This window comes from Venatoribacter cucullus, assembly GCF_016132445.1.
Lineage (GTDB): Bacteria > Pseudomonadota > Gammaproteobacteria > Pseudomonadales > Oceanobacteraceae > Venatoribacter > Venatoribacter cucullus.
The window spans coordinates 1,462,553-1,475,444 of sequence record NZ_CP046056.1; the positions used below are offsets into that span (position 1 = coordinate 1,462,553).

The following is a 12,892-nucleotide window of genomic DNA, read 5'->3' on the forward strand; positions in this document are numbered from 1 at the left end:
GCGGTTAACCCGGGGCTCAGCCCTTGGTTTGTTGCTGCCGCTGCAGCAGCGTAAACAGCCGCATCATCGCCCCTTCGGTACCTTTCTGTACCGCCAGCCCCAGCTTTTCCTGCAGTGACTTGCGGAACTCGTAGCGCACGCTGAACACATCGGCGTTGGCACAGGCATTCACCAGATAATCATCGCTGGTGCCAATACTGTCGATCAGCCCCTGCTCCAGCGCCTGCTGGCCGTACCAGATATCGCCATTGGCCACGGTTTCCACGGCCAGCTGCGGACGGAAGTGTTTAACGTGGTGCTTGAACAGTTCGTGGGTATCTTCCAGGTCAGACTGAAACTTCTCTTTGGCTTTGGCCGAGTTGTAGCCAAACATGGTCACAGTGCGCTTGTATTCGCCGGCGGTGAACAGCTCGAAGTCGATGTCGTGCTTTTTCAGCAGGCGGTTAAAGTTCGGCAGCTGCGCCACCACCCCGATGGAACCGATAATGGCAAAGGGTGCCGCCACAATACGGTTGGCGATGGCTGCCATCATATAACCACCACTGGCGGCCACCTGATCCACACAGACAGTCAGCGGTATACCGTGATCACGCACACGCTGCAGCTGTGAGGCGGCGTAGCCATAGCTGTGCACCATGCCGCCCGGGCTTTCCAGGCGGATAACCACTTCGTCCTGCTCCGGCACTGCCATGGTCAGTACGGCGGTAATTTCATGGCGCAGCAGCTCTGCTTCGCTGGCCTGAATGTCGCCGTTGAAATCCATCACGAACACGCGCTTGCGGGCGGTATCGTCCGGCTGGCCGTCTTTTACCCGTTTTTTATCGGCTTTTTCTTTTTCTTTGTCTTCTTTCTTACGGTCTTTATCGAGTTGCTTCAGTTCGGCTTCGCTGTACAGGGCAATTTCCAGATCCTGTTTGAAGTCTTCCAGCTCGTCGTTGATCTTTTTAACCACCAGTTCGCCTTCATTGCGACGTTTGTGGCGGCTGCCCAGCGACACCAGCGCGCCGGCAATCACAATAATGGCCACCACAATGGTGACCGCTTTCAGTAAAAATGAGCCATAGTCGGCAAGGAATTCCACAGACCAGTCCTTATTGGTTTAAACAGCCGGCAAGCATAACCGAATGGCGCGCCGGTACAAGCCACTGCAGGCTCCGGAAGGGGACTGGTTTCAAACAGACGTATGAATTTTCGTTGACACCTATCAGGCCAGCCCATAGAGTGATTGCCGTCTGAAAGACAAGCACAGACAGGTTGCTGATCACCGTAACATCCGATCCGCTGCGCCCCTGTCATTGGTAGCAATAATAAGGAACCTTTTATGGCAACTGTTGCACAAATCATCGAAACCATGAACAGCAAGTTCAACGCCGCTGCTGCTGCCGGCCTGGACCTGATTTTCCAATTCAATATCGAAGACGGTGAGACTTATCACCTGATCATCAAAGACGGCACCTGTGCCGTTGCTGAAGGCGCCAATGACGACGCCAACGTAACCCTGATCATGAATTCTGAAACTCTGGCGGGCATCGTTTCCGGTGACACCGACGGTATGATGGCATTCATGTCTGGTCAGCTGCGTGTTGAAGGCGACATGATGCTGGCAACCAAACTGGGCGAACTGTTCCCGGCGTAATCCGGCAACACTGGCTCAATAAAAAAGCGGCTCCGGCCGCTTTTTTATTGTCTGGTGTTTATGAGTGGCCGGCAGAATTACTCGTCTGAACCCTCGTTTTCCTGGCTTTCATCGTCCCAATTCTCTTCGTCTTCCCAACTGTCCCAGTCATCATCACCGAAGTCATCTTCCATCACGCCGTCATTAATCAGAAACTCCCGGCGCTGAAAATAAAAGCTGCGGATAAAGGTATAGCGGTCACCACTGATCAGGCTTTCAGATGCCAGCAGATCAGCACGCACGTCAGCCAGGTACAGGGCCGAGGCTCCCCAGCCCTGAGCGGTGGTACCCAGCTGCACATACGACAGATTGGCCGTGTATTCCACGCCCCGGCCGGTCAGGTCACGGACGTTGCTTGGCCCCAGTACCGGCAACACCAGATACGGGCCGCTGCCTACACCCCAATAGCCCAGCGTCTGGCCGAAATCTTCATTATGTTTAGGCAGGCCAATATGGCTGGCGACATCGAAAATACCGAAGAAGCCAACGGTACTGTTCACCAGCACCCGGGCGGTATCGGATAATGCCTGGCCAAATTTCAGCTGCGCCAGGTCGTTAACAATAACCACCACATCATTTAAATTGGCAAAGAAATGGGTTACCGAACGATCAACCGGTTCTGGTGTAACGGCCTGATACCCCTGCGCCAGCGGCTTGGCCACATAACGGTCAAGGCTTTCATTAAAGGCGAACATTTTCCGGTTAAAACCTTCCCAGGGATCCGGGTTGGTTTCTTCACTCTGTGCCGCTACCGGCAATATAACCAGCAGCAACAGGGTTAATACACGCATGGGTTCTCCCCGGCCGGCGCCGGAATTATTAAGCGGCCTATTAAATCAGCCCGGGTACCGGCACAACAACCCACCGTTGTTGCACAGTAACAACAATGCATACCAACGGCTTAGCGGGCGTCGGTGTTCACAATGTCCTGCCAGCGCTTTTCCAGTCGTTTTAATGACACCGGCTCGCGGGTACCCAGCGGCTGGGCAAATAAAGCCACCCGCCATTCTTCCAGTAACCAGCCGAATTCCTGCAGCAACGGCCCCGGGTAAGTGGTTTTTTTCCGGGCGGCCTGATACAGCTGCCACAACGAATCAAATTCAATCATCGACTGGCGGTCACGGGGCAAGTTGCCCTGCAGTTTATCCAGCCGGTATTCAATGGCTTTTAAATAACGGCTGTAACACTGCAGTTGCGCCCAGGGCTGGCTGAGCATAAAACCCCGTGCCATTAAGCGCTCCAGATGGGCCTTGGCATCGCTGCAGGCCAGCGCCCGGTCGAGGCTGACCGAACCGCTCATGGTTTTCAGAATTTTATGCCGCAGCTCCAGCCAGCCGGCGTATTCCTGCAGCAGTTTTTCCGCCTGTGGCATAAAGTCAGCGCGCCGCTGCAGGCGCTGGCGGAAGTCGGCTGCAGTTAATGGCAGGGCTTCATCCAGTGGCACAAACACCAGCTGAAAAGCGGCGTCAGTTAAATCGTTGGTAATGTCGGTCTGGTTGCTCAGGCCCTTGGCCAACAGCCAGCGATTACCCAGTACTTTCTGGATGCTTTGTTTAAATAACCGCTCCAGTTCCGGCAGGCTGGTGCGGATAAGGTGCAACACGCCCTGGCGGTGTGCCTGCTGGGCCGCCGCCTGACTGGCTTCCACCGTTAATTCCAGCTCGTTACCCTGACGGCGCAGGCAGGGAAATGCCCGCACGGGCAAGCCACCGGCATCGGTCTGGATGGATTCCGGTAAATCACCAAAATCCCATTGCTGAATACCGCTGCGCTGATACGCCTGATGAGTAAGCGTTTGTACCTGCTGCTGGCCGGCGGCGGCCCACTGTTGTTTCAATGCGGCCAGATCCCGCCCCTGCGCCAGCAATTTACCGTCCTGTAGTACGCGGATATTCATCTGTAGATGGGCGGGCAATTCAATCTCCAGCAAGGCGGATAATTCCAGTGACGGCCGTACCGTGCGGTTAATAAATTGCAGCAGCTGGGCGTACAGACTGCCCTGCTGCGGGCTGGCCTGACGCAAAAAGGCTTCCGCACTGTTCGGTACGGGTACAAAGAGTTTGCGCGTTGCTTTCGGCAAGCCCCGCAATACGGCGGCGACTTTTTCGCCAATAAAGCCGGGCACCAGCCATTCCACCTGCGCCTCCGGCACCTGCGCCAGCATCGCCGCCGGGACGCTCAGGCTGACGCCGTCATCAATACTGCCGGGGGCAAAGCTGTAACTGAGTGGAAAGGCCATGCCCTGCCATTCCAGCTCCGTGGGAAAATCATTGGCACCAATACCGGCCGCTGCCGGGCTGAGTAACGCTTCCCGGGTAAATTCCAGTGCTTTTTTCTCGGCGGCACTGGCTTTTTCATACCAGCGCTCCAGATGCTTCTGGGAAATAAATTCTGCCGGCAAGTGCCGGGCATAAAAATCGGCTTGCCATTGCTCGTCGATCACCAGATCGCGGCGGCGGCTTTTTTCTTCGTACTCGGTTACGTCTTTCAGCAGCTGAATATTGCGCCGGTAAAACGGCAGTTTGCTGTTAAATTGCTGCGCCACCAACGCTTCCTGAATAAACAGGCTGCGGGCAGTTTCCGGTTCAATGCTGGCAAAGTTTACCCGCTTACGCGGATTCACAATCAGGCCATACAGGGTGCTTTGCTCAAAGGCCACCACCTGCCCGCGCTGTTGTTCCCAGTGTGGTTCAAAGTACTGGTATTTCAGCAAGGGCTTAGCGATTTCTTCCAGCCATTGCGGTTCAATGCGGGCCACGGTGCGGGCAAATAACTTGCTGGTTTCCACCAATTCCGCCGCCATGATCCATTTGGGTTTCTTTTTGTACTGGCCGGAGGCCGGGAAAATAAACAGTTTGCGGTTGCGCGCGCCCAGATACTCCTGCCCTTCGGCTTTAAAACCAATCTGACTGAGCATGCCGGCCAGCAACGATTTATGCACGGCGTCATATCCGGCGGCTTCGTCCTGTTCCTGCAGGCCCAGTTCCTTGGCCATCAGGTGCAGCTGGCGGTGGGTGTCGCGCCATTCGCGCAGCCGCATAAAGGACAAAAAGTTTTTGCTGCACCATTTGCGCAGCTGCGCCTGGGTTAACGCCTGGCGCTGCTCTTCGTAGCCGGCCCAAAGATTGACCAGGGTTAAGAAATCCGACTCTTCGTGTTGCCACTGACGGTGTTTTTCATCGGCCGCCTGTTGTTTTTCCGGTGGCCGTTCGCGCACATCCTGGGCGCTGAGTGCGGCGGCAATAATCAGCACTTCGCGCAGCGCCTGACGCTGCTGCGCTTCCAGCAACATCCGGCCAATCCGCGGGTCGACCGGCAGGCGCGCCATTTTGCGGCCGAGTTCGGTCATGTCGCCGCGTTCGGTTACGGCTTCCAGCTCCTGCAGCAGGGTAAAACCGTCTTTAATAAAACGCTCGTCCGGCGCATCGATAAAGGGAAAATCCTGCAACCGCCCGAGTTTCAGCTGCAGCATCTGTAAAATAACGGCGGCTAAGTTGGTGCGCTGAATTTCCGGCTCGGTAAATGCCGGCCGGTTAAGGAAATCGCTTTCATCGTACAGGCGAATACAAATGCCCGGCGCGGTGCGGCCACAGCGACCGGCACGCTGGTTGGCGCTGGCCTGCGAGATAGCTTCCACCGGCAAGCGCTGCACTTTGCTGCGGTAACTGTAACGGGAAATGCGTGCCACGCCGGTATCCACCACATAACGGATACCCGGCACAGTTAAGGATGTTTCGGCGACGTTGGTGGCCAGCACCACCCGGCGGCCACCGTGCGGACGGAAAATCTTTTGCTGATCGCCGGCGCTTAAACGGGCATACAGCGGCAGAATTTCAGTGGCCGGCAATTGCGCACGACGTAAAAACTCGGCGCATTCACGGATTTCCCGTTCGACGGGTAAAAACACCAGCACATCACCATGCTGACCTTGTTTACGGTCTTCGTCGCGTAATTCCGCCAGCGCTTCGGCAATGCCGTCATAGAGACTGAGATCTTCTTCGTTGTCTTCGCTGCGCAATAACGAGCGGTAACGCATTTCCACCGGAAAAGTACGGCCGGACACTTCGATCACCGGCGCCGGGTTGCCGGCGGCATCGGCAAAATGACGGGCAAAGCGCTCTACATCAATGGTGGCCGAGGTGATCACAATTTTGAGGTCCGGGCGTTTCGGCAGCAGCTGTTTTAAATAGCCGAGCAGAAAATCGATGTTCAGGCTGCGCTCGTGCGCTTCGTCGATAATGATGCAGTCGTATTCGTTCAGAAAGCGGTCATGCTGGGTTTGTGCCAGCAGAATACCGTCGGTCATTAATTTAATGCGGGTATGGTCATCGCTGTGGTCGGTAAAGCGCACCTGATACCCCACCGCCTGCCCCAGCGGCGTTTGCAGCTCATCGGCGATGCGCTGAGCCACAGCGCGGGCCGCCAGCCGGCGCGGCTGGGTGTGGCCAATACGGCCCTGAATGCCCAGCCCGGCTTCGAGGCAGACTTTCGGTAACTGGGTGGTTTTACCCGAGCCGGTTTCACCGGCAACCACCACCACCTGATGCTGACGGATGGCGGCCAGAATTTCTTCACGCCGGCCGGCCACCGGTAATTCGTCCGGATAGCGGATGGTTAAAGGCGTCTGCCGTGCGGCCACAATCTGCTGGCTGCGGGTAATACGCTGAATTATTTTTTCCAGCAACGGCAAGGCATCCTGCTGCTGTTGCAGGCCCTGCAGCTGCTTCAGACTGCGACGTAACGGGTGCTGATCTTTCAGCAGGCACTGAGCAATGGCGCGCTGCAAGGCAGCCCGGTCGGCAGTAAAGCCTTCAGTGGTCACGCGCATCTCCTTGGTTTCTTTTATTGGTACCAATAAAAACGCCCCGTATTCTGCAATACAGGGCGCTTTATTAAACCAGCAACAACTTACTTGTGCTTGGCCAGTTCGGCATCACGCAGTTCGCGACGCAGAATTTTACCGACGTTGGTTTTCGGCAATTCATCGCGGAACTCAATCTGGCGCGGGATCTTGTACGCGGTCAGGCGTTCACGACACCAGGCGGTGATTTCAGCAGCGGTCAGATTTTCGTTTTTGGAAACGATAAATACTTTAACGGCTTCAGAGGTCTTCGGATCCGGAATACCAATGGCGGCCGCTTCCATTACATCCGGGTGGGATACGATGACGTCTTCCACTTCGTTCGGATAAACGTTGAAGCCGGAGACGATGATCATGTCTTTCTTACGATCAACAATCTTCATGTAACCGTCGTCGGTAATCACTGCCATATCGCCGGTTTTCAGCCAGCCATCGGCATCGATGGTTTCTGCTGTGGCTTCCGGACGCTGCCAGTAGCCTTTCATCACCTGCGGACCTTTAACACACAACTCGCCCGGCTCGCCCAGGGGCAGTTCGTTACCGGCATCGTCGATCACCTTACAGGCGGTGCCCGCCACCGGCATACCGATGGTGCCCAGCTTGATGTAACCCGGCGGGTTGAAAGAAACCACCGGAGAGGTTTCGGTCATGCCGAAACCTTCGGCAATTTCACAACCGGTAACCGCTTTCCACTGGTCTGCAGCGTCTTTGGTCAACGCCATGCCGCCGGAAATGGTCAGTTTCAGTTTGCTGAAGTTGATATTACGGAAGGCTTCCTGGTTGCACAGCGCCACAAACAAGGTGTTCAGGCCGACAAAGCCGCTGAACGGTGTGGACTGCAGCACTTTGATAAAGCCCGGAATATCACGCGGGTTCGGAATCAGGATGGAGTGGTTACCGGTTTCCAGCATCACCATGCAATGCACGGTAAAGGCGTAGATATGGTACAGCGGCAGCGGCGCCACCACGGATTCTTTGCCTTCCTGCAGCACCATATTGAACAGACCATGACACTGCATCATGTTCGCCATCAGGTTGCGGTGGGTCAGCATCGCGCCTTTGGCCACGCCAGTGGTGCCGCCGGTGTATTGCAGTACCGCCACGTCGTTACGGTCAACGTTGACCGGGCTGAACGACTTGCCAGCGCCTTGTTTCAGCGCGTCACGCAGGTTCACCGCACCAGCAATATTAAACGCCGGAACTTCTTTTTTAACGTGCTTGAGAACGGCATTGATCAGGGTGCGTTTTACCGCCCCGTGCATATCACCCACCTGAGTGACGATCACGTGCTTGATGCCGGTATTGGGCAGCACTTTCTCGGCCTTGGCGGCCATGTTGGCCAGCACCACCAGTGCTTTAGCGCCGGAATCGTTAAACTGGTGTTCCATTTCCCGTTCGGTGTACAGCGGGTTGGTATTCACCACCACCATACCGGCGCGCATGGCACCGAATACCACAATCGGATACTGCAGAACGTTCGGCAACTGTACGGCAATACGGTCACCGGCCTGCAGGCTGGTTTCATTTTGCAGATAGGCGGCAAAGGCTGCGGTTTGCTTATCCAGCTCAGCGTAAGTCAGGGTCTGACCCAGGCAGGTAAACGCCGGGTTGTTGGCAAAACGCTTGACGAAACCATCAAAAATTTCGACCAGCGAATTGTGTTTATCGGGATCAATCGTACGCGGATACCCTTCCGGATAACGCTCCTGAAAAAATTCTTCGTTCATACCGCCTCCTGAATCACCCTGGTTATCGTTATTGGCAGGGTTGTGTGAATTTCAATATGGCACCGACCGGCTCCCCACTGGTTTACCCGGGCCAAAAAGCAGCGCGAGTTTACCTGTTTTCTGCAGGTGCGGCAAAATACCCGCCGGCCGGGTTTACAAAATGACACAGCCCGCGGTATACCCTGCGGTTACCCCAATAATAAAAATGACTAATTTATGAACAAGATTGAAGTGCAGGCCGCCGATCAGCAGATTTTCTGCGTACGTCACTGGCCCCATCCGGCGCCCCGCGCCCGTCTGCAGATTCTGCACGGCATGGCCGAACACTGTGAGCGCTACCAGCCGCTGGCGGAGTTTCTGCACCAGCATGGCGTTGAAGTGATTGCGCATAATCACCGCGGCCATGGTGAACGCGGCCCGGCCGGGCATTTTGCAGATCAGGATGGCTGGAACAAGGTACTGGCCGATGTCAGCACAGCGCAGCAGGTCGGTAATCCGCAGGTACCGTTATTTTTACTCGGCCATTCCATGGGCTCTTTTATTGCCCGCAGCTGGGCAGCACGCCACGGTGAACGCTTACAGGGATTACTGTTATCGGGTTCCAATCAGCAGCCACCGGGGTTGTTTTATCTGGGCCGCTCGGTGGCCTGGTTACTGCAACGCCTGCAGGGTGGGCAGCATTTGTCCGGGGTCATGAACTGGCTGTCGTTTGCCGCCTTCAACAAGCCCTTTCAACCGGCCCGCACTGGCTTTGACTGGCTCAGCCGCAATCCGCGCGCTGTGGATCAGTATATGGGTGACCCTCAGTGCGGGCATTTATGCAGCCTGCAGCTGTGGCAGGATGTATTCGGTGGACTGATTGAAATAAGCCGCCCGGCCAGTGCCCGGCAAATTCCGGCAACGCTGCCGCTGTATCTGTTCGGTGGGGATATGGACCCGGTTGGCCGGCTGGGCCAGGGCTTGCCGGCGCTGGCACAACTGTTTGCACACACAGGTCATGACAAGGTCACACTGCGGCTGTACCCTGAAGGCCGGCATGAAATGCTGAACGAACAAAACGCTTCTGATGTTTTTAATGATTTGCTGCAATGGCTTAACCAGCAATTGCCAGCCTGACACCGACGAGAGCCCGCCGTATGGAAACTGTAACCAATCGTCCTTTTAATGAAATCAACACCGGCGATCGCTGCCAGCGCAGCCATACCGTAACCGAACAGGATCTGCAGTTATTTGCCGCCGTTTCCGGCGACCGCAATCCAGTGCATCTGGATGCCGACTACGCGGCTACCACGCCGTTCAAAGGCCAGATTGCCCACGGTATGTTTACCGGTGCCCTGATTTCCGCCGCGCTGGCCATGGACCTGCCCGGTCCCGGCACGGTGTATCTGGGCCAGAACCTGTCATTCCGCAAGCCGGTGATGATTGGCGATGAGCTGACCGTGATTCTGGAAGTGACCGCCAAACATGAAAGCAAACCCATTGTGACCCTGGGCTGCACCGTTACCAATCAGGACGGTAAAATTGTCGCCACCGGCGAAGCCACCGTGATGGCGCCGACTGAAAAAATGACCGTGCCGGTGCCGGCGCTGCCACCCATTCAGATCGGTTAAATAATAAAAAAGCGGGCCGATGCCCGCTTTTTTTATGGCACAAAACGGATCGGAAATTCCGTTACCGCCACCTCAACCGGCTTACTGCCGAAATCCATGCGCCGGCACTGCATCAGCAGTCGTTTATGCAGATCGTCATCCTTCAGCTCACTGCTGCTGACGGAACAGGACGATACTTTGCCATCCGGCTGAATTTCCGCTTTCAGAGTTACCGAACCGGCCAGCGCCGGGTTGCGCCGCAGGGCCATACGGAACTGGCGGTCGAAATGAATGCGGTGTTCTTCAATTACCGTACGCAATTCTTCCTGTGTCCGTACCCGGCTTTCCGCTACCGCCTGCTGTTGCTCGGCCGTCAGTTCCACTGCGGTCAGCTGACGATCCTGCAGCTGCTCCCCGACAGTCGCTTGCGTCAGTTGCGAGGTGTCCACCCCACCCGATGTCCGGGCAACCGCATTACGGTCCACCACCGAACCGACATCGGTCGCCTGCTGACCCGCGTTGGACAGGTTACGGCTGGCCGTATTCAGTTCCTGCACCGGTACCTTGCTGCGAAGACTTTGCAGAGCACTTAAGGCTTCGCCACCAAAACGCTCACGGGCTTTTTCCCGGGCCTGTTCGCGTTGTTCCTGCGTCGCCTGCACTTTGGGTTCCGCCTTTGGTTTGGGCTGCGGTTTCGGCGGCTCAGGTTTTACCTCCGGCACGGGTTTGGGCTCGGGTTCCGGCGCCGGTTTTTTCTCTTCCGGCGGCGGCGTCACGGGCTTGGGTGGTTCGGCTTTTTTACGCTCCAGCACCCGCGCCAGTTGCGGCGGTAATTTTTCCAGTTCCGCCCGATCCGGTTGCGGCAGACTGATGCGCGGGATAATCAAACCGGGTACCAGTACCAGAGCCAGCAGTAAAACCAGAATAACCCCGAAGCGGCGTTTATCGGCACTGTCACTCCAGGGCAGTTCCGGAGTGCGGTAATAGAGCGTCATCCGCCACCTCCGCCACCCGGTAAGGTTTGATTAACCGCCAGTGAAATATGATTGAATTGCGCTTTGGCGCAGGTATTCATCACTTTTTTCAGCAGCGTATAGGCGATGTCTTTGTCGCCCATAATGGTGACTGGCCGGCCTTGCTCACCGTCGGCCAGCGGTGAACGGGCAGCCAGATATTCCAGTTCTTTTTTCAGCTCGGGAATCTCTTCACCACTTGCCGCAGCGGCGGCACTGGACGACGTAATAACCCGGCCCTGCACCAGAATATCCTGCTGGCTGATCATAATGGTGACCTGCTCAGCCGGTTTGTTATCCGCTAATGACGCCGGTAACTGAATGGCATCATTATTCTGCACCTCGACTTCGGCCTGATTCACCATCAGGAAAAACACCAGAATGGTAAAAATATCCATCAGGGCAGTCAGGTTTAGGCCGGATTTATTGGCGTTGCGTTTATGATTGCGCTGCATCCGCAGCGCCCGGCGTGACATTTTCATGGCGTCACCTCCGGCGCATCACCGAGGGAAATATCCGGAAATAAGGTGGCGTCGACCAGCGAGGCAGCCACTACGGCCGGGTATACCCGCACCGTGTCCATTACCGTGACCAGGGTCTGGTAATCAATGTCCGGCGAGGACAACAGACTGATGTCTTTTTTGGCCGAAAACCCCGGGTTTTTCTTAATATCCTGCAGCGCTTGTGACAGCGCATTAAAATCAAACTGCGCACCGTTTTTCGGCAGCGTCAGTAACGATTCTGTCTGCTGCTGATACGTACGGGTTATTTCAAACCCCTGTGAGCGGATCACAACATTCAGCGTCACGTCTTCCGGATTAACCACCGACTCGGGCTGATCTCCCGAAGGCAGCCTGAGATCAAGCACCGCCAGTTGTGAGAACACCATGTTCATCAACAATACCGGCACCAGTACGATCATCAGGTTCATGAAAGATGTAACGTTGAGCTCCGCCTCTTCTTTAATTCGCTTGTGGCGTCTCATGGGCATTTACATCTCAGTTGCTGCTGGTGGTCTGGCCTGCTTTACGCTCAGTAATAATATTGAGGAATTTCACCCCGGCCATTTCAATGCTGTCGACAATTTCGCTGGTTTTGGACTGCAGATAGCTGTGCAGCAGAATCAGCGGAATAGCGGCCATCAGACCGAAGGCGGTGGTGTTCATGGCGACGGAAATACTCTGGGATAACAGCGCCGCTTTTTCCGCCGGCGCGGCGTTAGCCACTGCCGTAAAGGCGGCGATCAGGCCCATAATGGTGCCCAGCAGCCCCATCAGGGTGGCGATATTGGCGAGGGTGGCGACGTACTGGGTACGTTTTTCCAGTTGCGGAATGGCTTCCATCAGGCCTTCTTCCAGCGCGTATTCAATTTCTTCACGGCGCTGACTACCGGGAATACGGGCAATCGCGGCGGAGAAAATACGGCTGATTTTGCTGTCGGAATTATTGGCGTAGTTCAGAGCGGCGCGCATATCGCGTTTCTGCAGCATCGGCAGCATCTCATCAAAGGCGCGGCGGTTACTGGATTTTTCTTTCAGCAAAAATAACAAGCGTTCCAGCGCAATGGCCAGACCGATGGCCATCACAATGGCAATCGGATACATAAAGGCACCGCCTTCCTGAAAAAAGCGAATAATGGCGTCCATAATTTCCCCCGCAGTGGTGTAAGAATGTTTTATCGTTATTGGTGTTATTAATTTTTTTATAGCGTTATTTATGCCGGTTTTATTGCCTGCTGGCAAGGCTGTTAATCCGGCGTTGCCGGTTTCAGTGCCTGGCCGGCCTGCTGCATTTCCTGCTGCAGCCGTTCGGCACTGAGCGGCTGCAACCAATGCTGCTGATAGCGTTTAACCGGCGCCTGTAGACGGCCGGTGCCCGGTGCTTCGCGCCAGGGCGTAATGGTCATTACCCCCGGCTGTTCCTGATTGCCCTGAATGGAAATACCTTCCAGCCGGATAACCTGTTCCGGGCGCGCCCACAGCAACGCCGGCAGCAATAACAGTAACCCGGTTATTATGCTGCGCATC

At 55.7% G+C, this 12,892-nt stretch carries 12 protein-coding genes; 3 read left to right on the forward strand and 9 right to left on the reverse strand.

Going from position 1 to position 12,892, the window contains the following annotated elements; genetic code table 11:
* Nucleotides 1-16: 16 nt before the first annotated feature.
* Nucleotides 17-1,081: a protease SohB gene (sohB, locus tag GJQ55_RS06915; RefSeq protein ID WP_228344250.1), complete on the reverse strand. Its 1,065-nt coding sequence runs from the start codon at nucleotides 1,079-1,081 to the stop codon at nucleotides 17-19.
* A 240-nt stretch (nucleotides 1,082-1,321) separates the two neighbouring features.
* On the opposite strand from sohB, the gene GJQ55_RS06920 reads away from it, so the two are divergent.
* A complete protein-coding gene (locus GJQ55_RS06920) occupies nucleotides 1,322-1,636 on the forward strand; it encodes an SCP2 sterol-binding domain-containing protein (protein WP_228344251.1) in 315 nt (104 codons plus the stop codon).
* Nucleotides 1,637-1,713: 77 nt separating this feature from the next.
* Here GJQ55_RS06920 and GJQ55_RS06925 read toward each other — a convergent pair whose 3' ends face one another.
* The 3 genes from GJQ55_RS06925 to GJQ55_RS06935 all read right to left on the reverse strand — a co-directional run bounded on the left by GJQ55_RS06925 (nucleotide 1,714) and on the right by GJQ55_RS06935 (nucleotide 8,263).
* A complete protein-coding gene (locus GJQ55_RS06925) occupies nucleotides 1,714-2,466 on the reverse strand; it encodes an MlaA family lipoprotein (RefSeq protein ID WP_228344252.1) in 753 nt (250 codons plus the stop codon).
* Nucleotides 2,467-2,576: 110 nt separating this feature from the next.
* Nucleotides 2,577-6,503, reverse strand: a complete 3,927-nt coding sequence (gene hrpA, locus GJQ55_RS06930; protein WP_420907136.1) for an ATP-dependent RNA helicase HrpA — start codon at nucleotides 6,501-6,503, stop codon at nucleotides 2,577-2,579.
* 80 nt (nucleotides 6,504-6,583) lie between these two features.
* Nucleotides 6,584-8,263 (reverse strand): AMP-binding protein, encoded by a 1,680-nt coding sequence (locus GJQ55_RS06935; RefSeq protein WP_228344254.1) that lies wholly within the window; start codon nucleotides 8,261-8,263, stop codon nucleotides 6,584-6,586.
* Between the two features lie 216 nt (nucleotides 8,264-8,479).
* Here GJQ55_RS06935 and GJQ55_RS06940 point away from each other — a divergent pair, with 216 nt between their 5' ends.
* Both GJQ55_RS06940 and GJQ55_RS06945 read left to right on the forward strand, forming a co-directional pair.
* Nucleotides 8,480-9,379 carry an alpha/beta fold hydrolase gene (locus tag GJQ55_RS06940; protein WP_228344255.1) on the forward strand — a complete coding sequence of 300 codons (900 nt, stop codon included), beginning with the start codon at nucleotides 8,480-8,482 and terminating at the stop codon, nucleotides 9,377-9,379.
* Between the two features lie 20 nt (nucleotides 9,380-9,399).
* Nucleotides 9,400-9,873: a MaoC/PaaZ C-terminal domain-containing protein gene (locus GJQ55_RS06945; protein WP_228344256.1), complete on the forward strand. Its 474-nt coding sequence runs from the start codon at nucleotides 9,400-9,402 to the stop codon at nucleotides 9,871-9,873.
* Nucleotides 9,874-9,905: 32 nt separating this feature from the next.
* Here GJQ55_RS06945 and GJQ55_RS06950 read toward each other — a convergent pair whose 3' ends face one another.
* The 5 genes from GJQ55_RS06950 to GJQ55_RS06970 all read right to left on the reverse strand — a co-directional run bounded on the left by GJQ55_RS06950 (nucleotide 9,906) and on the right by GJQ55_RS06970 (nucleotide 12,891).
* Complete coding sequence (locus tag GJQ55_RS06950; protein WP_228344257.1) at nucleotides 9,906-10,847, reverse strand: AgmX/PglI C-terminal domain-containing protein; 942 nt, start codon at nucleotides 10,845-10,847, stop codon at nucleotides 9,906-9,908.
* On the reverse strand, nucleotides 10,844-11,347 hold the full coding sequence (locus tag GJQ55_RS06955) for an ExbD/TolR family protein (RefSeq protein WP_228344258.1): 504 nt from the start codon (nucleotides 11,345-11,347) through the stop codon (nucleotides 10,844-10,846). The genes GJQ55_RS06950 and GJQ55_RS06955 overlap by 4 nt, the downstream gene beginning before the upstream one ends.
* On the reverse strand, nucleotides 11,344-11,856 hold the full coding sequence (locus tag GJQ55_RS06960) for an ExbD/TolR family protein (protein ID WP_338149175.1): 513 nt from the start codon (nucleotides 11,854-11,856) through the stop codon (nucleotides 11,344-11,346). The genes GJQ55_RS06955 and GJQ55_RS06960 overlap by 4 nt, the downstream gene beginning before the upstream one ends.
* 7 nt (nucleotides 11,857-11,863) lie before the next feature.
* Nucleotides 11,864-12,511: a MotA/TolQ/ExbB proton channel family protein gene (locus GJQ55_RS06965; protein ID WP_228344260.1), complete on the reverse strand. Its 648-nt coding sequence runs from the start codon at nucleotides 12,509-12,511 to the stop codon at nucleotides 11,864-11,866.
* A 101-nt stretch (nucleotides 12,512-12,612) separates the two neighbouring features.
* Nucleotides 12,613-12,891: a hypothetical protein gene (locus GJQ55_RS06970; RefSeq protein WP_228344261.1), complete on the reverse strand. Its 279-nt coding sequence runs from the start codon at nucleotides 12,889-12,891 to the stop codon at nucleotides 12,613-12,615.
* Nucleotide 12,892 lies beyond the last annotated feature (1 nt).

Bases quoted from the DNA above. Each gene is read 5' to 3' on its own strand.
- GJQ55_RS06940 (WP_228344255.1), top strand. From the start codon at position 8,480: ATGAACAAGATTGAAGTGCAGGCCGCCGATCAGCAGATTTTCTGCGTA.
- hrpA (WP_420907136.1), bottom strand. From the start codon at position 6,503: ATGCGCGTGACCACTGAAGGCTTTACTGCCGACCGGGCTGCCTTGCAG.
- GJQ55_RS06950 (WP_228344257.1), bottom strand. From the start codon at position 10,847: ATGACGCTCTATTACCGCACTCCGGAACTGCCCTGGAGTGACAGTGCC.
- GJQ55_RS06965 (WP_228344260.1), bottom strand. From the start codon at position 12,511: ATGGACGCCATTATTCGCTTTTTTCAGGAAGGCGGTGCCTTTATGTAT.
- GJQ55_RS06935 (WP_228344254.1), bottom strand. From the start codon at position 8,263: ATGAACGAAGAATTTTTTCAGGAGCGTTATCCGGAAGGGTATCCGCGT.
- GJQ55_RS06970 (WP_228344261.1), bottom strand. From the start codon at position 12,891: ATGCGCAGCATAATAACCGGGTTACTGTTATTGCTGCCGGCGTTGCTG.
- GJQ55_RS06960 (WP_338149175.1), bottom strand. From the start codon at position 11,856: ATGCCCATGAGACGCCACAAGCGAATTAAAGAAGAGGCGGAGCTCAAC.
- GJQ55_RS06945 (WP_228344256.1), top strand. From the start codon at position 9,400: ATGGAAACTGTAACCAATCGTCCTTTTAATGAAATCAACACCGGCGAT.
- GJQ55_RS06955 (WP_228344258.1), bottom strand. From the start codon at position 11,347: ATGAAAATGTCACGCCGGGCGCTGCGGATGCAGCGCAATCATAAACGC.
- GJQ55_RS06920 (WP_228344251.1), top strand. From the start codon at position 1,322: ATGGCAACTGTTGCACAAATCATCGAAACCATGAACAGCAAGTTCAAC.
- GJQ55_RS06925 (WP_228344252.1), bottom strand. From the start codon at position 2,466: ATGCGTGTATTAACCCTGTTGCTGCTGGTTATATTGCCGGTAGCGGCA.